At 61.2% G+C, this 18566-nt stretch carries 18 protein-coding genes and 1 tRNA gene; 7 read left to right on the forward strand and 12 right to left on the reverse strand.

Annotated elements, in window-relative coordinates; genetic code table 11:
* Positions 1-105 precede the first annotated feature (105 nt).
* Positions 106-1230 (forward strand): SMP-30/gluconolactonase/LRE family protein, encoded by a 1125-nt coding sequence (locus QOL82_RS00100; protein ID WP_430438415.1) that lies wholly within the window; start codon positions 106-108, stop codon positions 1228-1230.
* A 54-nt stretch (positions 1231-1284) separates the two neighbouring features.
* Here QOL82_RS00100 and QOL82_RS00105 read toward each other — a convergent pair whose 3' ends face one another.
* From QOL82_RS00105 to QOL82_RS00135, 7 genes are all read right to left on the reverse strand, one after another.
* Positions 1285-1680, reverse strand: a complete 396-nt coding sequence (locus QOL82_RS00105; protein WP_283440189.1) for a YkvA family protein — start codon at positions 1678-1680, stop codon at positions 1285-1287.
* A complete protein-coding gene (locus QOL82_RS00110) occupies positions 1677-2099 on the reverse strand; it encodes an EamA family transporter (RefSeq protein WP_283440190.1) in 423 nt (140 codons plus the stop codon). The genes QOL82_RS00105 and QOL82_RS00110 overlap by 4 nt, the downstream gene beginning before the upstream one ends.
* A 124-nt stretch (positions 2100-2223) precedes the next feature.
* On the reverse strand, positions 2224-3447 hold the full coding sequence (locus QOL82_RS00115; protein WP_283440191.1) for an HD-GYP domain-containing protein: 1224 nt from the start codon (positions 3445-3447) through the stop codon (positions 2224-2226).
* A gap of 85 nt (positions 3448-3532) precedes the next feature.
* The gene (locus QOL82_RS00120) at positions 3533-4924 is read right to left on the reverse strand and encodes a methyl-accepting chemotaxis protein (protein ID WP_283440192.1); all 1392 of its coding nucleotides are present in this window, start codon (positions 4922-4924) and stop codon (positions 3533-3535) included.
* Between the two features lie 524 nt (positions 4925-5448).
* A complete protein-coding gene (locus QOL82_RS00125; protein WP_283440193.1) occupies positions 5449-6669 on the reverse strand; it encodes a type II secretion system F family protein in 1221 nt (406 codons plus the stop codon).
* A 10-nt stretch (positions 6670-6679) separates the two neighbouring features.
* Positions 6680-8410 carry a type IV-A pilus assembly ATPase PilB gene (pilB, locus tag QOL82_RS00130; RefSeq protein WP_283440194.1) on the reverse strand — a complete coding sequence of 577 codons (1731 nt, stop codon included), beginning with the start codon at positions 8408-8410 and terminating at the stop codon, positions 6680-6682.
* 447 nt (positions 8411-8857) lie between these two features.
* A complete protein-coding gene (locus QOL82_RS00135) occupies positions 8858-9214 on the reverse strand; it encodes a LexA family protein (RefSeq protein ID WP_283440195.1) in 357 nt (118 codons plus the stop codon).
* 145 nt (positions 9215-9359) lie between these two features.
* On the opposite strand from QOL82_RS00135, the gene QOL82_RS00140 reads away from it, so the two are divergent.
* Positions 9360-9884, forward strand: coding sequence for a hypothetical protein (locus QOL82_RS00140; RefSeq protein ID WP_430438416.1), 525 nt, complete (start codon positions 9360-9362; stop codon positions 9882-9884).
* Between the two features lie 108 nt (positions 9885-9992).
* Here QOL82_RS00140 and pepA read toward each other — a convergent pair whose 3' ends face one another.
* The 3 genes from pepA to ispB all read right to left on the reverse strand — a co-directional run bounded on the left by pepA (position 9993) and on the right by ispB (position 12182).
* On the reverse strand, positions 9993-10808 hold the full coding sequence (gene pepA, locus QOL82_RS00145; protein ID WP_283440196.1) for a flocculation-associated PEP-CTERM protein PepA: 816 nt from the start codon (positions 10806-10808) through the stop codon (positions 9993-9995).
* A gap of 309 nt (positions 10809-11117) precedes the next feature.
* A tRNA-Pro gene (locus QOL82_RS00150) sits at positions 11118-11194 on the reverse strand.
* A 37-nt stretch (positions 11195-11231) separates the two neighbouring features.
* Complete coding sequence (gene ispB / locus QOL82_RS00155) at positions 11232-12182, reverse strand: octaprenyl diphosphate synthase (RefSeq protein ID WP_283440786.1); 951 nt, start codon at positions 12180-12182, stop codon at positions 11232-11234.
* A gap of 267 nt (positions 12183-12449) precedes the next feature.
* On the opposite strand from ispB, the gene rplU reads away from it, so the two are divergent.
* From rplU to proB, 4 genes are all read left to right on the forward strand, one after another.
* Entirely contained in the window at positions 12450-12761 is a 312-nt protein-coding gene (rplU, locus tag QOL82_RS00160) for a 50S ribosomal protein L21 (protein WP_283440197.1), read from the forward strand.
* A 37-nt stretch (positions 12762-12798) separates the two neighbouring features.
* On the forward strand, positions 12799-13056 hold the full coding sequence (rpmA, locus tag QOL82_RS00165; RefSeq protein ID WP_283440198.1) for a 50S ribosomal protein L27: 258 nt from the start codon (positions 12799-12801) through the stop codon (positions 13054-13056).
* 90 nt (positions 13057-13146) lie between these two features.
* Positions 13147-14256 (forward strand): Obg family GTPase CgtA, encoded by a 1110-nt coding sequence (cgtA, locus tag QOL82_RS00170; RefSeq protein WP_283440199.1) that lies wholly within the window; start codon positions 13147-13149, stop codon positions 14254-14256.
* Positions 14257-14329: 73 nt separating this feature from the next.
* Positions 14330-15448 carry a glutamate 5-kinase gene (gene proB, locus QOL82_RS00175; protein WP_283440200.1) on the forward strand — a complete coding sequence of 373 codons (1119 nt, stop codon included), beginning with the start codon at positions 14330-14332 and terminating at the stop codon, positions 15446-15448.
* Positions 15449-15455: 7 nt separating this feature from the next.
* On the opposite strand, the gene QOL82_RS00180 is transcribed toward proB, so the two are convergent.
* Positions 15456-16004 carry a CNP1-like family protein gene (locus QOL82_RS00180; RefSeq protein ID WP_283440201.1) on the reverse strand — a complete coding sequence of 183 codons (549 nt, stop codon included), beginning with the start codon at positions 16002-16004 and terminating at the stop codon, positions 15456-15458.
* A gap of 7 nt (positions 16005-16011) precedes the next feature.
* Positions 16012-16632: an RNA pyrophosphohydrolase gene (locus QOL82_RS00185; RefSeq protein ID WP_283440202.1), complete on the reverse strand. Its 621-nt coding sequence runs from the start codon at positions 16630-16632 to the stop codon at positions 16012-16014.
* A gap of 186 nt (positions 16633-16818) precedes the next feature.
* Here QOL82_RS00185 and QOL82_RS00190 point away from each other — a divergent pair, with 186 nt between their 5' ends.
* Positions 16819-18549 carry a proline--tRNA ligase gene (locus tag QOL82_RS00190; RefSeq protein ID WP_283440203.1) on the forward strand — a complete coding sequence of 577 codons (1731 nt, stop codon included), beginning with the start codon at positions 16819-16821 and terminating at the stop codon, positions 18547-18549.
* Positions 18550-18566 lie beyond the last annotated feature (17 nt).

An 18566-nucleotide genomic window follows, 5' to 3' on the forward strand; every position in this document is an offset into this window, starting at 1 on the left:
AAGCCGCGCCGTGACCTGCTCATGCAAGAACTCTGTCGACCGGATGGCTCTAATCCAGGAAATGCACGGGCGACCCGCCCGGCTACACTGGAAGAGAAGGGTCAAATGAGCATACTCAAATCGACGTTCGCCGCGCTTGCCGGCGCCTGCATGTGCAGCGTGGTTTCCGCGCAGCCCCCGTCGGGCCAGCCGCCTGCCCAGGCGCGGCTGCAGCAGGTGGCCGCATTCGAGCACCAGGTGACCGGCGTCACCGTGGCCAAGGATGGCCGCATCTTCGTCAACTTCCCGCGCTGGACCGAGGATGCGCCGGTCTCGGTCGCCGAGGTCGCCAGCGACGGCAGCATCCGTCCCTATCCCGACCAGAACTGGAATGCGTGGCGCAATGCGAAGCGCGACGAGATGAATCCCGGCCAGCATTTCGTCTGCGTCCAGAGCGTGGTGGCCGACGACCGCGGCAACCTGTGGGTGCTGGACCCGGCGGCGCCCGCGCAGGGCACGCTGGTGCCGGGCGGCCCCAAGCTGGTGAAGATCGACCTGGCCTCGAACCAGGTGAAGCAGACCATCGCTTTCGACGAGAAGGCAGCGCCGCAGGGAAGCTACCTGAACGACGTGCGCTTCAGCGCCGATGGCCGCCTCGCCTACATCACCGACTCCGGCGCCAAGGGCGCGCTGCTGGTGGTGGACCTGGCCAGCGGCAAGGCGCGGCGCCTGCTCGACGGCCATCCCAGCACGCAGCCGGAGAAGGGCGTCGTCATCAAGACCGACGGCAAGGAACTGCGCCGGCCCGACGGCCGCGGCGTCGAGTTCGCGGCGGACGGCATTGCGCTGTCGCCGGACGGCAAATACCTGTACTGGCAAGCGATCAAGGGCCGCACGCTGTACCGGATCGCCACCAGCACGCTGGCCGATGCGGCGCTGCCGGCGAAGTCGGTCGAGGGCAAGGTGGAAAAGGTCGGCGAGAACGGGCCTGCGGATGGCCTGCTGTTCGACAAGCAGGGCCGGATGTACATCAGCGCGGTCGAGGAGAACGCGGTCAAGGTCAGGGATGGCGACAAGGTGTCGGTGCTGCTTCAGGATGAAAAGCTGCGCTGGCCGGACACCTTCGCGCAGGGACCGGATGGCGCGGTGTACGTGACGAGTTCGCGCATCATGGACATGAACTGGTTCAAGCCGGAAAACCCGGCCAGCCTGAAGACGACGCTGTTCCGCATCGAGATGGCGCCGCGCTAGGCGGGCAATCACGGAGGCGGTCTCCATGCGTGCCGGGCAGGTCCGCCCGGCGGCCTAGCTCCCCCAGCCAAGGTAGCTGGATGCGGCCCAGTACAGCATGCCCAGCCAGATCGCCACGATCACCGCCGCGCCGGCGTAACTTGCCGGCCGGCTTTTTTCCTTCTCCATCCAGGCCTGCGCCTGCATCCGGCATTCATCGATCACATGGCCGGGAAGCAGCCGCACCGCGAGCCAGATCAGCGCCGGCAGCAGCAGCGCCTCGTCGAGATAACCGAGCACCGGGATGAAATCCGGAATCAGGTCGATCGGGCTCAATGCATAGGCGGCGGCAAAGATGCACAGCGCCTTGGCCAGCAGCGGCGTATCGGGGTGGCGGCGCGCAAACCAGAGCATGACCACGTCGCGCTTGATGCGGCGCGCCCAGGCCGTAACGGACACAAGGACGCTCATCCGCGCGCCATCACCAGCAGGCCGGCGACGATCAGCCCTGCGCCGACCAGCTTGGCCGTGGTCACCGTTTCATGCAGCACCCAGAATGACAGCAGCACCGCGATGACGACGCTGCCCTTGTCGATCAGCGCCACGGTGGAAACGTCGCCGAGCTTGATCGCCTTGTAATAGAAGATCCACGAGCCTGCGGTGGTGACCGCCGACGCGGCCAGCCACAGGATGTTGCGCGCGTCGAGCGACGCCAGCTCCGAGGCCGGCACCACCGCGGCGGCGAACATCAGCACGAACACGAAGACGAAACAGGTCCGCACCGCCAGGCCCAGGTCGCCTGAAATGCCGGACAGGCCGAGCTTGGCGATGACGGAGGTGAAGCCGGCAAACGCCATCGAGATGAATGCGTAGACAATCCAGCGTTCCATGGGCCGTGCTCCTTCAATGACGGTTGGAAGGGAACGAATGGCCGCAGCGGCATTCGTCGCTTTCAGGCACAGTATAAAAGGACACCGGGCCGGGCCTGGGCGCAATGCGCAGGCCCGGCTGTCGCTAGGCGGCCCAATAACGCTTGAGGTCGATGAAGTTCCACTGCGCCGGATCTTCGCTTTTCGCGATCTGCTCGCGCTCGCCGGGCAGGCCCAGGTCGATGACGACAGGCGTCAGATGGGTGTTCGACTTGGTGGAGAAAAAGACCCGGACGCGCGGCGTCAGCAGCGATGTCTCGCTTTGCTCGATGACCACGCCCAGGCGTCCCGAGGTCAGCCGCACCAGCGTGCCCATCGGGTAGATGCCTACCGATTTCACGAAGGCCCGGTACAGCTGCGCATCGAAGTGGGTGTCGCACCACGACGCCATTTTCTTGATCGACTCGGCAGCGGGCCAGCCCTGCTTGTAGGCCCGGTCGGACGTGATCGCATCGTAGACGTCGCAGATGGCGCCCATCCGCGCATAGAGGCTGATCTGCTCGCCTTTCAGGCCGTGCGGATAGCCGCTTCCATCCATCTTCTCGTGATGGTGCAGGCAGACATCCATTGCGATCTCGCCGATCTGGCCGGCCTGCACCAGCATGTCGTAGCCGGCCTGAGGATGCTGCCGCACGGCGGTGAATTCATCGTCCGACAGCTTGCCCGGCTTGTTGAGTATGGCCTGCGGCACCGCCATCTTGCCGATGTCATGCAGCAGCCCGGCCGCGCCCGCTTCCCTCACGGCTTCCGGGTCGAGGTTTATCTGCCGGGCCAGCGCAATCATCAGCGCACAGACCGCGATGCTGTGCATATAGGTATAGTCGTCCTGGTTCTTCAGGCGCGCCAGGCTGACCAGCGCGGTCGCGTTCCGGGCGATCGACTCCGAGATGTCGTCGATCACCATGTCGGTGGCGGAAAGGTCGACCGCCTTGCCCATCCGCACGTCGGTGAACATGGCGGTGACGGCGGCCTTCGAGCGTGCGATGACCTGCGCGGCCACCTTCATCTCCTGCTCCGCCGATACCTTGACCGGCGGCGGCCGGGGCGCGGGTGGCCGGGGCGTCGGCGCCGCGGGCGGCTGCACGGCTGCCGTCACGGGCGGCGCAGCGCTGGCTTCCGGCGCGACATCCAGCCCCTTGGCGGTGTCGATCACTGCATGCCTGACGCCGCTCTTGCGCACCAGCTCGATTTCCTCGGCGCTCTCCAGGAGTCGCGACGTCTTCCAGAAAGGATTGCTCAGCCATGACCCTGGCAGTTTCTCCAGGTACATGCCGACACGGAGTTGCGTAGTGCTGATCTGTTTTTGCATCGATTTGCAGTTGAAAGTCTTGTGTGTCCAGTGTGTCTTGCCGGTCTTGCATGACAGGCCGTTGCCCGGCCCGGCGACGGTTTTATCATGCGGCAGGCAGCAGCGTCACGCGTGCATCGAGCCGGAACACGCCGACCGCGCCCAGCAGTTGCGATGCCTGCGCATGCATGCTTGCGGTAGCGGCCGCGGCCTGCTCGACCAGCGCGGAATTCTGCTGCGTCGACTGGTCGATCGCCTCCATTGCGCGATGGACTTCGCCGATGCTCTGCCGCTGCCGCTCGCTGGCCGAGACGATGTGCGTCATGATTTCACCAACCTTGTTGGTGGACTCGACGATATCCGTCATCGTCCCCCCGGCCTGGCCGGCCAGCCTGCTGCCGTTGGCGATGGTCGCGACGGTATCGTTGATCAGGCCGGAAATTTCGCGGGCGGCGGTTGCGGAACGCTGCGCCAGCGCCCGCACTTCGCTCGCCACGACAGCGAAGCCGCGGCCGGATTCCCCGGCGCGCGCGGCTTCCACCGCCGCATTCAGCGCCAGCAGGTTGGTCTGGAACGCGATGCCGTCGATGACGCCGATGATTTCCACGATCTGGCGCGACTTGTGATGGATGCTGCTCATCACGTCCACCACGTCGTTCACCACCGCACCGCCTTCCCGCGCCACCTTTTCCGCCTGCGCGGCAAGGTCGTTGGCCTGCTGCGCATTCTGATGGTTCTCCTCGACCGAGCGCGTGTATTGTCCCATGGCCGACGCGGTCTTTTCCAGGTTGGCCGCCTGCATCTCGGTGCGTTGCGACAGGTCGGCATTGCCGGCGGCGATTTCCCGCGCGGCGACCTGCATGGTCTCGGTGCCGTGCCTGACGCTGACGATGGCCGCATGCAGCGTCTGCATCATCTTGTCGAGGTTGCGCCCGGCATCGGTCATGTAGCCGCGCTCCTGCTGCGCCAGGTCGATCACGTCCGGCCCCGCACTGCCCAGCGCGCCAACCCGGGTGGTCAGCTCGGCTTCCTGCAGCGCCTGCCGATGCATGACGACCGACAGATAGCCGAGCAGCGCGGCCTCCGCGACCACATAGCTGGCATGCACGAGAACCATGCCCAGGCCGGTGCGGGTAAAGCAGACGACGCCATAACCCCATTCCTGCAGATAGTTGAAGCTCAGGTGGTGGACGGCGATCACCGCCGCCGCAGTCAGGATAGTGGCCCAGTCGCGATAGAAAAGCAGGAAGGCCAGCAGCGCGAAAATGCCGAAATGGACTTCCGTCATGCCGCCGGCCTGGTGGATATGCAGCGCCGCGAAAATCATCAGCGCCGCCGAGACGATGCAGCGCGTCAGGCGCGCGCCGGGAAGCATCAGCACAAAGCCGGCCGGCACCAGCACGGTCGGCAGGCCGATCGCGATTGCCCATTTCAACGTGTCGTGCAGGCCGGAGAGGGCAAACGACATGATGGAAAGTGCGACGAGGACGCCCAGCATGAGCCGGTCTGCCTGCCTGTAATTGGCGTGCAGGCGTGAACGAGTGTTGTTCATTTTTAGTTGTAGATACGTTAAATGCTATGTCGGGGAAACAAAACACTGATGCGCCGCCCGGCGACTTTCAGTTAAAGCATCATAACGTATTTTCCTTGTGGAAACATTGCGTGTATCGAAATCCGCAATGCTTCTTCTCGGGCCATCATCTTCTGTAGTTTCTTGTCAACGCCATCATGGTTCGCATGGCCTGTTCTCGGGTGGAAAGCTCGATTTCGTCCAATAACTTTGGACTAAACATTGTCATTTTACGTAGTGGCAAAGCATCCAGGGCGTTCGAAGCAGCCTCGCCGTACCGGGACCCGGCGCACCGGGACGGGCTGCTACAGCGTCGCCGCTAAATATATTTGTTACCAAAAATCAAAAATGCCCGGATGACGAACATATCCGGGCACTCCCATTCGGCGGCGCAGCGTCAACTGCGCCGCTTCGCCGCTGGCTGCGGCTTTCAGCCGCCAGCCATCGCTGCCTTACACCACCGACCCCAGCTTGAAGATCGGAAGGTACATCGCCACCACCAGGCCGCCGATCAGCACGCCGAGGATGACCATGATCAGCGGCTCCATCAGGCTCGACAGCGACTTCACCGCCTCATCGACTTCATCTTCATAGAAGTCGGCGACCTTGCCCAGCATCTGGTCCAGCGCGCCGGACTCCTCGCCGATCGCGACCATCTGGGTCACCATGTTCGGGAACACATCGGCATTCTGCATCGCGATGGTCAGGCTGGTGCCGGTGCTGACCTCGGTCTGTATCTTGCGCGTCGCATCCTGGTAGACCGCATTGCCGGAAGCGCCGCCGACCGAGTCCAGCGACTCCACCAGCGGTACGCCAGCGGCGAACATGGTTGCCAGGGTCCGGGTCCAGCGGGCGATCGTGGCTTTCTTCACCACTTCGCCGAAGATGGGCACCTTGAGCAGGATGGCGTCCATCTTGCGCTGCATCGGCACCGAGCGCCGCCATGCCTGGAAAAACAGGTAGAAGCCGCCGAACAGGCCGCCGAAGATGAAATACCAGTTGGCCACGAAAAAGTCCGAGAGCGACATCACGAACAGGGTCGGGGCGGGCAGGTCGGCCCCGAAACTGCTGAATACGCTCTTGAAGGCCGGCACCACCCAGATCATGATGACCGCCGTGACGATGAACGCCACGCCCAGGATGGACACCGGGTAGAACAGCGCCGACTTGATCTGGGCCTTGATCGCCAGTGTCTTTTCCTTGTAGATCGCGAGCCGGGTCAGCAGGTCTTCCAGGATGCCGGCCTGTTCGCCGGCGCCGACCAGGTTGCAGAACAGCGGGTCGAAATACAGCGGGAATTTGCGGAAGGCCTGGTTCAGGCTGGTGCCGGTCTCGACATCGCCGCGGATTTCCTGGATCAGCTTGGACACCGACGGGTTCGAGTGTCCCTTGGCGACGATATCGAAGGACTGCAGCAGCGGCACGCCGGCTTTCATCATCGTCGCCAGCTGCCGGGTAAACAGCGTAATGTCCTTGTCGGTCACCTTCTTGCCGCTGCGCAGCGACCGTTTCTTGACCTTGGTGACCAGGATGCCCTGGCGGCGCAGCGTGGCGCTGACGACGTTTTCGCCGCTGGCCCGCAGTTCCCCGCGCACCTGCTTGCCGCTGCGGTCGCGGCCTTCCCAGGTGTAGAGCGATTCCTTTATATGACTGGCGCTGGCGGCAATAGCCATGGTGATTCCTTTATACGTTGGTGCAGCCGAGTACTTCTTCCAGGCTGGTGAGCCCAGCCTTCACTTTGGACAGGCCGGCCTCGCGCAGCGTCTTCACGCCGTCCAGCCTGGCCTGCGCCTCGATTTCCAGCGCGGTGCCGTGTGACAGGATGATTCTTTCGATCGCTTCCGAGATCGGCATGATCTGGTAGATGCCGACCCGTCCCTTGTAGCCGCTGCCGCTGCAGCGTTCGCAGCCGACCGCCTTGTACGACGTCCAGCTGCCGTCGATCTCGTCGTCGGTGAAGCCGGCTTCCAGCAGCGCCTCGTCCGGTATCGACGTCGCCTGCTTGCAGGTGCAGAGCCGCCGCGCCAGGCGCTGCGCGGTGATCATGATGACCGACGATGCGATGTTGAACGGCGCCACGCCCATGTTCATCAGGCGCGTCAGTGTGGAAGGCGCGTCATTCGTATGCAGCGTCGAGAACACCATGTGGCCGGTCTGCGCCGCCTTGATCGCGATGTCGGCGGTTTCCAGGTCGCGGATCTCGCCGACCATGATGATGTCCGGGTCCTGGCGCAGGAAAGCCTTGAGCGCGACCGGAAAGGTCAGCCCGGCGCGGTCGTTTACATTGACCTGGTTGACGCCGGGCAGGTTGATCTCGGCCGGGTCCTCGGCGGTGGAAATATTGATGCCGGGCTGGTTCAGGATGTTCAGGCAGGTGTACAGCGACACGGTCTTGCCCGAGCCGGTCGGGCCGGTCACCAGCACCATGCCGTAAGGGCGCTGGATCGCATCCATCAGCAGCTCTTTCTGGTAGGGCTCGTAACCCAGCGACTCGATGCCCATCTGCGCCTGCGTCGCGTCGAGAATACGCATGACGATCTTTTCGCCGAACAGCGTCGGCAGCGTGCTGACGCGGAAGTCGATCGACCGCGCCTTCGACAGCACCAGCTTCATGCGGCCGTCCTGCGGCACGCGCTTTTCCGAAATGTCGAGCTTGGAAATGACCTTGATGCGCGACGCAAGCTTTTCCTTGATCGCCAGCGGCGGCTGCGCCACCTCCCGCAGCACGCCGTCGACGCGGAAGCGGATCTGGTAATACTTTTCGAACGGTTCGAAATGCAGGTCGGACGCGCCCATATTGATCGCGTCGATCAGGATTTTTTGCAGGAAGCGCACGACCGGCGCGTCGTCGATGTCGGTCGACAGGCCCTCGGCAGCTGCCCCGGCCGCTTCCTCGTCGACGAAATCGATATTGTCCAGCTCGTCGCCGATCAACTCGTTCAGGTTCTGCTCGTCGCTCTGGCCGAGCTTCTCGATGATGGAAACCAGTTGCTGGTGATCGACGATGACCGGTTCGACCATCATTTCGGTCTGGAACTTGATCTGCTCCAGCGCCTGCGTATTGGTCGGGTCGGACAAGGCCACCATCAGCCGGTTGCCGCGCTTGGCAAGCGCCAGCACCCGCTGGCTCTGCATCAGCTTGGCGTCGATTGCCTTTTCCGGCAGATTTGCCAGCTTGAATGCCGAAAAGTCCAGCAGCGGGTAGCCGAAGGTGTCCGAGCAGAATATGGCCAGCGCGCGCGAATCGATCGCCTTGTCGCGCAACAACGCGTCGATCAGCGCTATCTTTTCGCCGACCGCTTTCTTGCTGCAGCTTTCCGCCTGCGCAGCCGTGATGCGCCCGGCCTGCAACAGGGACCGGGCCAAGCCTGACAGGGGCATGCTTGAAACGGTATTTGGGGAAATTGCCGCCATAGGATGAGATCGAATAGTGTTTCAGCCGGACAAAAATCGCTCAGATGATGCCTGCAGGTGATTGATCTGTAAAGGAAATGTGCCGGATCTGTATTTGCCTGTACACGGCCAAACAGCAATAGTCGCCAACCGCACCATACTTTACCAGAAGAAATTTATTTGTTGCTGTAAATCATTAATCCAGCAGGCGTGGCGGTGCAGGAAGGCGTCCAACTATCGCTATTTCGCAACTTGAGATACATTAGCGATGAGAAATTGTCATTAATTCAGAATCGCTGAACGCTTGCCCTTAGTCGTTTTCGGCGCGAAGACCGAAAAATTAAGGGGTGAAGGTAGGTGGTATTTGTTAAAAGGCGATCGCCCGGGAGGACAGCCTTCGCTTGCCACGCGTCATTGCCTGGCAAGCTGCTTAGGAACGGGCGTGGCAGCCTGAGGGGGTTATACGTGTCAGCCGCCTTTTGCTGCTTCCACCAGGCATTTCGATAGCTTGTCGAAATGCTGCAGCGCCGCCTGTGTCAGTTCGATCTGCTTGCGCCGGCTGTCCTCGGTGTCGCTCAGCATGATCCATCCCTTTTTGCGCATCGATTTCAGCCGGTTATGGACGGTAGCCGGCGAGCCGAATTCCTCTTTCGCCATCATGTCGCGTACCGACAGGCGTTCATGTTCCTGGCCCATCCGCGCCACGAGCGCAAGGATGCGTTCCTCGAGCGGATCCAGCGCTGGCAGGGCCGGCAAGCCGCGTATTGCATCCGCGAGCTGCAGGAACCGCAGGTAGATGTCGGCAGGGCGGGTGGGTGTTTTCATGTACATGGCGATGGTGAAGGTATCATGCCAGAGCGTAAAAGCAAGTCGATCGTACTGAGTCTGCGTTTATTGCTGTTTCCATCAACTTATTCTATCTTATCCAGAACACGCCTTGCCCATTTCCCGACTCCGCCTGCAGTTTGCGATGGTTCTGGCCACCATCGCGTTGTTTCTCCTGATGCTCGCAATAAATGAGTGGCTGTTCAAGCATGCCGAATTCGTCCCGGGCATCAACTGGATCTACCTGCCGGCTGGAATAAGGCTGCTGTCGACGCTGCTATTCGGCGGCGCCGGCGCGATAGGATTGCTGATCGTGTCCTGGCTGGTCTCGTTCTTCTACTTCTTCCCCAATGATTTCATGCGCGCTTTTGTCGGCGGCATCGTCGCGACGATTGCGCCATATGGCGTCTACAAGCTTGCCCAGTACGCTTTCGGCCTGCATGCATCGCTGGCGAACCTGACGCCCAGGCGCCTGCTGATCTGCATCGTCGGCTGCTCGTTCGCCAGCCCGCTGCTGCACCACTTGTGGTTTGCGCTGCATGGCGATCCGCAGCCTTTGCTGGACGGCTTCGTGGTGATGTTCGTCGGGGATTTGAATGGGACGCTGCTGGTGGTGTACGCGGTGAAGACGGGCTTATGGTTTTTGCCCCGTACAGCAGGCAGGCGGTAGATCGCTGCCGGAGGGAGAAATGAAAAAAATCCATAGTCTGGGGACTATGGATTTTTAAGGGTTTTAATCGGCCTCAGTTCACTAATGCCTGGACCCGAGGCCGAAATCTTAGATCGTTTTGCTGCGGCGACGATTCAGACCCAAGGCCACCAGCCCAAGGCCCAGCAGCACCACGCTTGCAGGTTCCGGAACATCGAACACCACGTCGAGAGAGCCATTGATTACTTGGCGTCCGCCTGCATTGAAATTGTTCAATTGGCCCGATTGGAAAGAAAGCGGATAGAACGGTGTTGGCGAAGTGAAGAATTTTTCTCCTGCAGCGGTCAACTCGAAAGTCGTTGTGGAGCCGAAGCTACCGCAATTGATGCCCGAGCCACCACCTGATTTGCATGTTGACAAGCCTTTGTCGAGTTCGCCAGCACCTGCAACCGGCTTGCCTGTAGCAAGCTGGATGTCCCCTGCAGTTCCAGTAGCGGTGAACGTGCCTTGGTCATTTGCATCGTACGATGTGTTGAGGTTTGGATCCAAAAATACGGACAGCAATCCGGTAGTACTAGGATTAAAGGTAAATGTCGTTTTATTACCATTTACTGAATAGATGCCATCTGCGCTGTATATCGCATACAGGCCATAATTTACAGTGAGGCCAGTGTAGCCAGCATCGTATGACTTCACACCGTCATTGCTGACGAATGCTGCTGCTTTCCAATAAAGATCGACGTGAAAAGTACCGGCATTGCTGAAGTTGATTATTTCAACGTAATTGCCGGTAATTTTATCTGCAGTGAAGACGACGTTCTTACCGCCGATATTTGCGTCGACCGTGAAATCCGGGAAAAGCTGATCTGCCGAAGCACTGGCGCTGAAGCCCAGCGTGGCGATTACTGCACATGCCAACAAAGTTTTGCGAATTGTATTTTTCATGATTGGGCTCCCTGGGATGACATCAATAAGTTTCTTGCTATCATTGCTTAGCAGGAACTATGCCATAGAGAAACATGTTCATTTAATCAATTACTTAGCAAAAGTGCCGATTGCTCCCCATCGCTTTCTGTAAAGAAATTCGACAGATCTGCGTCTGGAAAGGCTGGGGGATTCTTCATGCATGACCTTAGAAAAGCCATGCAAGCGTCCATCGGACAGGCGGACGTGCGATGCCAAGGACGCCTGAAATACTTAAAGGGGAGAAATAAGGAAAACGAAACAGGGCGATAGCCCGGAAATTGAAATGGTTGGTCGGGGTGAGAGGATTCGAACCTCCGGCCTCTACGTCCCGAACGTAGCGCTCTACCAGGCTAAGCTACACCCCGATGACCAATATGATGATGCTTGCGATGCCAACCGCTGCTAGTGATTGCGGTCGACTGCAAAGGCGCATAAGTTTACCAAAGAATTTTTGAAATCGCCAGCCGGCAACCCGACAATTGTCGCCCTGGCTTTTGCCGCGGCGGCCACCGCCTGCTGCCGGGTGTATTGCAATGCGCCGGAGTCGGTCACCGCTTTCAAAACCGCGTCGAAATGCAGCTCGTCGCCGGTCTCTATGCAGTTGCGCACCAGCTCTCTTTGTTCCGGCGTGCCATGCTGCATTACATAGATCAGCGGCAGCGTGGGCTTGCCTTCGCGCAGGTCGTCGCCGACATTCTTGCCGATATCCACCGCGTTGCCCGAATAGTCGAGCAGGTCGTCGATCAGCTGGAATGCCGTTCCCAGCGAACGCCCGTATTCGGCGGCGGCTTCGATCTGCTCGTCGTCGGCGCCGGCAATGACCGCGCCAAGCTGGGCCGCTGCCTCGAACAGCTTGGCCGTCTTCGAGCGGATCACCTGCAGGTAACGTTCTTCCGAGACATCCGGATCGTGCATGTTGAGCAGCTGCAGCACTTCGCCTTCGGCAATGACGTTGGTCGCATCCGCCAGGATCTGCATCACGCGCATGTTCCCGATCGTGACCATCATCTGGAATGCGCGGGAATAAAGGAAATCGCCCACCAGCACCGACGCCGCATTGCCGAACAGCGCATTGGCCGTCTTGCGCCCGCGCCGCAGCGACGACTCGTCCACGACATCGTCATGCAGCAGCGTCGCGGTGTGGATGAACTCCACGATCGCAGCCAGCGCGTGATGATCCGCGCCGCGGTAACCCCAGGCGTTCGCAAACAGCAGCACCAGCGTCGGCCGTATACGCTTGCCGCCGGCGCTGATGATGTAGTCCGCAATCTGGTTGACCAGAGGAACGTCTGAATGCAATTCGCGGCGGATCACCAGATTGACTTCCTGGGTATCGGCGGCGATGGCATCGATCAGCGAGCGGAACGGAACGGTGGTTGGCGTGGCTGACAAGTTAAACCTGCTAGAAATCTTCGGGTGAGCGAATTATACGATGCGCGGCCATACCCGCCATGGCAGGGCCAGCCTAATGTGGACAGAGTAGCCATACCCTGCACAATTTTGACCCAACAGCTAAGCCCATGTATAATTTGCGGTTTTCCCGATTCCGCAGGTGTTCCAAAACGCTGAAAAAGGCGTCTGCCAGGGGAAAAGTCCTTTAATCAATCGATGAGGTTTCACATGTACGCGGTCATAAAAACCGGTGGCAAGCAATATAAAGTTGTCGCTGGCGAAAAATTCAAAGTAGAACAGATACCGGCAGACATTGGATCCGAAGTCACGTTAGATCAAGTCCTCGCAGTTGGGGCAGGCGACACCATCAAGTTTGGTGCGCCGCTGGTCGAAGGTGCTACGGTCCTGGCTACGGTTTTGGCGCATGGTCGCCACGATAAGGTGAAGATTTTCAAGATGCGGCGCCGCAAGCACTACCAGAAGCACCAGGGCCATCGTCAAAATTACACCGAATTGCAAATCGTCTCGATCAACGGTTAATCGTTGAGCGGGCTAACCAGATACCAAGGAGTTTGAAATGGCACACAAAAAAGGCGGCGGCACTACGCGTAACGGTCGCGATTCCGAGTCAAAGCGACTGGGCGTCAAGGTCTACGGTGGCCAGGCGATCAACGCCGGCGGCATCATCATCCGTCAACGCGGCACCAAGGTGCATGCGGGCGAAAACGTCGGCATGGGCAAGGATCACACCCTGTTCGCCCTGGTCGACGGTCACGTGAAGTTTGCAACCAAAGGCGCGCTGCAGCGTCATACGGTCATCGTAGTACCTGCGTAATCGAAAGATCACGCAACAATGAGGCGCAAGCCTTCATCAAAAAGGCTCTGCCTCCGGTAGGGCCTTTTTAGTTTTTGGGCGGCACAAAACATGAAGTTCATAGACGAAGCAAAAATCGAGGTCATCGCGGGCGATGGCGGCAATGGCGTGGCCTCTTTTTGCCGCGAAAAATTCCGTCCTTTCGGCGGGCCTGACGGCGGCGACGGCGGCAAGGGCGGCAGCATCTGGGCCGTGGCGGACCGCAACATCAACACGCTGGTGGACTACCGCTTTTCCAAGCTGCACAAGGCGCGGAACGGCGAGAATGGCCGCGGCTCCGACTGCTACGGCAAGGGCGCGGACGACATCATGCTGCGCATGCCGGTCGGCACCCTGATCATCGACCAGAACGACGGCGAGATCGTCGCCGACCTGACCGAGCATGGCCAGCAGGTGCTGCTGGCCAAGGGCGGCGAGGGCGGCTGGGGCAACATCCATTTCAAGACCTCGACCAACCGCGCGCCGCGGCAAAAGACCGAGGGCAAGGAAGGCGAGCGGCGCGAACTGCGCCTGGAGCTGAAGGTGCTGGCCGACGTTGGCCTGCTGGGCATGCCGAACGCGGGCAAGTCGACCTTCATCAGCGCGGTGTCGAATGCGCGCCCGAAGATTGCCGATTACCCGTTCACCACGCTGCATCCCAACCTGGGCATGGTTCGCGTCAGCCACGAGAAGAGCTTCGTGATCGCCGATATTCCGGGGCTGATCGAAGGCGCGGCGGAAGGCGCGGGACTGGGCATACAGTTCCTGCGGCATCTGCAGCGCACCCGGCTGCTGCTGCACATCGTGGACCTGGCGCCGTTCGACAATGTCGACCCGGTCAAGGAAGCCAAGGCCATCGTCAAGGAGCTGCAGAAGTACGACGAGTCGCTGTACGACAAGCCGCGCTGGCTGGTGCTGAACAAGCTGGACATGGTGCCGGAAGGCGAGCGCAAGAAACGCGTCAAGGACTTCGTCAAGAAGTTCGGCTGGAAAGGCCCGGCGTATGAAATCTCGGCGCTGACGCGCGAAGGCTGCGAGGAACTGGTGCAGGATATCTACAACTACCTGGCCGAGCAGAAGCAGATGGAGCAGCGCGTCGAGGCGGCGCCGCAGATGGAAGAGGCGGCGCGCGGCATCAATTCGATCGACCCTGACGATCCCCGTTTCAAGATCATCGACTAGGCTGCATCGACATCCGACACAGGGCGCCCAGGGCGCCCTTTATAATTCCAACGCAGCCACTTCCCACACGTCCATGAATTCCGTCATCCAGCAAGCAAAACGCCTGATCGTCAAGGTCGGTTCCTCCCTCGTCACCAACGAAGGCAAGGGCCTGGACCATGTCGCCATTGCCCGGTGGGCCGAGCAGATCGCGCACCTGCGCACGCTGGGCAAGGAAGTGGTGCTGGTGAGTTCCGGCGCAATCGCGGAAGGGATGCAGCGCCTCGGCTTCGAGAAGCGGCCGACCGGCATCCATGAACTGCAGGCCTGCGCAGCCGTCGGCCAGATGGGGCTGGCGCAGATCTACGAGACCAGCTTCCGGGCGCACCAGCTCGGCACGGCCCAGGTGCTGCTGACGCATGCGGACCTGGCCGACCGCGAACGCTACCTGAACGCGCGCTCGACCCTGTTTACGCTGCTGAAGTTCGGCGTCGTCCCGATCATCAACGAGAACGACACGGTGGTCACCGATGAAATCAAGTTTGGCGACAATGACACGCTGGGCGCGCTGGTCGCCAACCTGATCGAGGGCGACGCGCTGATCATCCTGACCGACCAGCGCGGCCTTTATACCGCCGACCCGCGCCGCGACCCGCAGGCGTGCTTCGTCGACGAAGCCAAGGCCGGCGACCCGGCGCTGGAGGCGATGGCCGGCGGCGCAGGTTCCGGCATCGGCCGCGGCGGCATGCTGACCAAGATCCTGGCGGCGAAGCGCGCGGCCACGTCCGGCGCGCATACCGTCATTGCATGGGGACGTGAAGATCGCGTGCTGTCGCGACTGGCGGCCGGGGAGGCGATCGGCACGCAGCTGACCGCGCAGACGGCCCAGCTCACCGCCCGCAAGCAGTGGATGGCCGATCACCTGCAGACTGCCGGCAGCGTGATCCTGGATGCCGGGGCGGTCGCCAAGCTGACTTCCCACGGCAAGTCGCTGCTGCCGATCGGCGTGGTGGAGGTCAGCGGCGAATTCGGCCGCGGCGACGTGATCACCTGCCTCGACGGCGAAGGCCGGGCGGTCGCACGCGGCATTACGAATTATTCAAGCTCGGAAGCGCGGCGCATCGTGCGCCGGCCATCGTCGGAAATCGAATCCATACTGGGGTTCGTCGAGGAACCCGAGCTGATCCATCGCGACAACATGGTGCTGCTCTAAGCCGCGCTCAACGGTCCGAGCGGGTATTGATCGGCTGGTTGCCACGCAGGCGCTGCAGTATCGTTTCCCGGGTGCCGGAAACGCTTTTACTTTCGCAAAAGAAATCGAGCGCCAGCACGCCGTGCTGGCGGTTTGCCGCATTGCGCACGATCGGTTCCCACTGGTCGCGGCGCGACCGCGCCCAGGTGCCGTCGGCGCGGGCGAATGCATAGGACTTCCTTTCGAAAGTCTCGCAGCGTATGCCTTCGTAACTGATGTTTTTCGCGCCGGCCGGACTGGTGGCGACCATGGTGTAGCGGATCACGCCGTCCTTTCCGATGCTCAGGGACTTTTCGTCGATCGCGAAGTTTTGCGTGGCGGTAGGGCTTACATAGAATGGAATCAGGTTGTCGGCGCCGGGCGTGGCCGGCAGTTGCACGGCAATTTCCTGCCAGGTCTTGCCAGTGTCGTCAAAGTCCTCTTCGAACTGGGATTGCGCAAGCGCTGGCGGCGCGCAAAAAAAAGCCGCCAGCACGGCGGCGGTCAGAAAAGCCGCGCCACGATAATTCAGGGACATGGAAAACTCACTTGTTGTTGGTTCCGGTGATGATCAGCGTCGTCTGTTCGCGCGTCTCCCGCAACTCGGCCAGTTCATGCGAGTCGCGTGGCTGCATCGCCGCGTCATGCTGTTGACGCAGGTAGCGCGCCGGCTGCCGATGCGCGCCCTGGCCGGGGCGATGAAGGAAGCGCGACAGTTCCTGCAATGCCCGCTGGTAGACGTCGCGCTTGAACTCGATGACGACGTCCAGCGGCACCCAATAGCTGTGCCAGCGCCATGCATCGAATTCAGGATGCTCGGTCAGGCGCAGGTTGACGTCGCAATCGCGGCCGGTCATGCGCAGCAGGAACCAGATCTGCTTCTGCCCGCGGTAATGGCCGCGGATTTCACGCTTGATGAAATGGTCCGGAACCTCATAGCGCAGCCAGTCGCGCGTGCGGCCGATGATCTTCACGTGCCTTGACTGCAATCCGACTTCTTCTTCGAGCTCACGGTACATTGCCTGCTCGGGTGTTTCTCCAAATTTTATCCCGCCTTGCGGAAACTGCCACGAATGTTCGCGCACCCGCTTTCCCCACCACACTTCGTTTTGCGTGTTGAGAAGAATGATGCCGACGTTCGGGCGAAAGCCTTCACGGTCCAGCATGTTGCACCTCGGTTTTTCTGCGGCTGCAAGCATCCGTCCTGATGCGAATTGTCTGCATTGCCGTTTGTGCCGGGCGAGGTGCGCACGGCAACGGGGCAATTGCGCAAAGAGTCGGCGCATGCAGCCAGCTAATACTTTAAAATTGAGATGATTATAACCCTCTCTTTTTAAAAAGAATTCACCGTTATGCGCGCCTCACGTTTTTTTGTTTCAACCCTGAAGGAAGCCCCGTCGGATGCGGAGATCGTGAGCCACAAGCTCATGATGCGCGCCGGCATGATCAAGCGCCTAGGCTCGGGCATCTACAGTTACATGCCCATGGGTCTGCGGGTGATACGCAAGGTCGAGGCGATCGTTCGGGAGGAAATGAACCGCGCCGGCGCGATCGAAATGCTGATGCCGGTCGTGCAGCCGGCGGAGTTATGGCAGGAGACCGGGCGCTGGGACAAGATGGGGCCGGAACTGATGCGGGTCAAGGACCGCCATGGACGCGACTACGCGATCCAGCCGACGTCCGAGGAAGTGATCACCGACGTGGTCCGCACCGAGATCAAGTCCTACCGCCAGTTGCCGGTCAACTTCTACCATATCCAGACCAAGTTCCGCGACGAGCGCCGGCCGCGTTTCGGCCTGATGCGCGGCCGTGAATTCACGATGAAGGACGCGTACTCGTTCGACCGCGACGTCGAGGGCATGCAGCGCTCCTACCAGCTGATGTACGACGCCTATGTCGCCATCTTCAATCGCTTCGGCCTGCAGTTCCGGGCGGTGGCGGCCGACAACGGCGCGATCGGCGGCTCCGGCTCGCACGAGTTCCACGTGATTGCCGACACCGGCGAAGATGCGCTGGTGTATTGCTCCGGCTCGGACTTTGCCGCCAACATGGAAGCGGCTGAAGCGCCGGGACTGCTGGCGCAACGGCAGCCGCCGTCGCAGCCGCTGACCAAGACGCCGACGCCGGGCAAGACCCGGTGCGAGGACGTGGCCGAACTGCTCGGGCTGCCGCTGTCGCAGACGGTGAAGTCCGTGGTGCTGATGGCCGATGCCGCCGAGGAGGGGGGCGAGAAACAGCTATGGCTGCTGCTGCTGCGCGGCGACCATGAGCTCAACGAAGTCAAGGCATCCAAGGTGCCCGGGCTGGGCCAGTTCCGCTTCGCGTCCGAAACCGAGATCGTCGAGGCGTTCGGCACGACGCCGGGCTATCTCGGGCCGATCGGCACCGCCAGGCCGGTGAAGATCGTGGCCGACCGCACGGTCGCCAACATGAACGACTTCGTCTGCGGCGCCAACGAGGCCGGCTTCCATTACACCGGCGCCAACTGGGGGCGGGACATACCCGAGCCTGTTGTCTGCGACCTGCGCAACGTCGTCGAAGGCGATGCGTCGCCGGACGGCAAGGGCGTGCTGGCGATACAGCGCGGCATCGAGGTCGGCCACGTGTTCCAGCTCGGCACCCGCTATTCGGCGGACATGAAGGCGACGTTCCTCGATGTGAACGGCAAGCCGGCGCTGATGCAGATGGGCTGCTACGGCATCGGCATCACCCGCATCCTGGGCGCGGCGATCGAGCAGAACTTCGACGACAAGGGCATCGTCTGGCCGGCGTCGATCGCGCCATTCGAAGTGGTGCTGTGCCCGATGGGCTATGACCGCAGCGCGATGGTGAAGGAGGAGACCGACCGCTTGTATGCGGCGCTGCAGGCAGCGGGCGTGGACGTGATCGTCGACGATCGCGGCGAGCGTCCCGGCGTGATGTTCGCCGACTGGGAGCTGATCGGCGTGCCGCACCGGGTCGTCATCGGCGAGCGCGGACTGAAGGACGGCAGCCTGGAATACCAGGGCCGCCGGGATGCCGCAGCCACGCCGGTCGCGCTGGCGGACATGGCGGAATTCATCCGGGGCAAACTGCAGGCGTGAGCGGCTTTGCGCACGGT

The organism is Noviherbaspirillum suwonense, from assembly GCF_900182955.1.
GTDB classification, from domain to species: domain Bacteria; phylum Pseudomonadota; class Gammaproteobacteria; order Burkholderiales; family Burkholderiaceae_D; genus Noviherbaspirillum_A; species Noviherbaspirillum_A suwonense.

Excerpts from the sequence above, each read along its gene's own strand:
- QOL82_RS00180 (WP_283440201.1), bottom strand. The coding sequence starts at position 16,004 with ATGTCCCTGAATTATCGTGGCGCGGCTTTTCTGACCGCCGCCGTGCTG.
- cgtA (WP_283440199.1), top strand. The coding sequence starts at position 13,147 with ATGAAGTTCATAGACGAAGCAAAAATCGAGGTCATCGCGGGCGATGGC.
- QOL82_RS00190 (WP_283440203.1), top strand. The coding sequence starts at position 16,819 with ATGCGCGCCTCACGTTTTTTTGTTTCAACCCTGAAGGAAGCCCCGTCG.
- rpmA (WP_283440198.1), top strand. The coding sequence starts at position 12,799 with ATGGCACACAAAAAAGGCGGCGGCACTACGCGTAACGGTCGCGATTCC.
- QOL82_RS00135 (WP_283440195.1), bottom strand. The coding sequence starts at position 9,214 with ATGAAAACACCCACCCGCCCTGCCGACATCTACCTGCGGTTCCTGCAG.
- QOL82_RS00100 (WP_430438415.1), top strand. The coding sequence starts at position 106 with ATGAGCATACTCAAATCGACGTTCGCCGCGCTTGCCGGCGCCTGCATG.
- QOL82_RS00105 (WP_283440189.1), bottom strand. The coding sequence starts at position 1,680 with ATGAGCGTCCTTGTGTCCGTTACGGCCTGGGCGCGCCGCATCAAGCGC.
- QOL82_RS00115 (WP_283440191.1), bottom strand. The coding sequence starts at position 3,447 with ATGCAAAAACAGATCAGCACTACGCAACTCCGTGTCGGCATGTACCTG.
- QOL82_RS00125 (WP_283440193.1), bottom strand. The coding sequence starts at position 6,669 with ATGGCTATTGCCGCCAGCGCCAGTCATATAAAGGAATCGCTCTACACC.
- rplU (WP_283440197.1), top strand. The coding sequence starts at position 12,450 with ATGTACGCGGTCATAAAAACCGGTGGCAAGCAATATAAAGTTGTCGCT.
- proB (WP_283440200.1), top strand. The coding sequence starts at position 14,330 with ATGAATTCCGTCATCCAGCAAGCAAAACGCCTGATCGTCAAGGTCGGT.
- QOL82_RS00120 (WP_283440192.1), bottom strand. The coding sequence starts at position 4,924 with ATGCTGGGCGTCCTCGTCGCACTTTCCATCATGTCGTTTGCCCTCTCC.
- QOL82_RS00110 (WP_283440190.1), bottom strand. The coding sequence starts at position 2,099 with ATGGAACGCTGGATTGTCTACGCATTCATCTCGATGGCGTTTGCCGGC.
- pepA (WP_283440196.1), bottom strand. The coding sequence starts at position 10,808 with ATGAAAAATACAATTCGCAAAACTTTGTTGGCATGTGCAGTAATCGCC.
- QOL82_RS00185 (WP_283440202.1), bottom strand. The coding sequence starts at position 16,632 with ATGCTGGACCGTGAAGGCTTTCGCCCGAACGTCGGCATCATTCTTCTC.
- QOL82_RS00140 (WP_430438416.1), top strand. The coding sequence starts at position 9,360 with ATGGTTCTGGCCACCATCGCGTTGTTTCTCCTGATGCTCGCAATAAAT.
- pilB (WP_283440194.1), bottom strand. The coding sequence starts at position 8,410 with ATGGCGGCAATTTCCCCAAATACCGTTTCAAGCATGCCCCTGTCAGGC.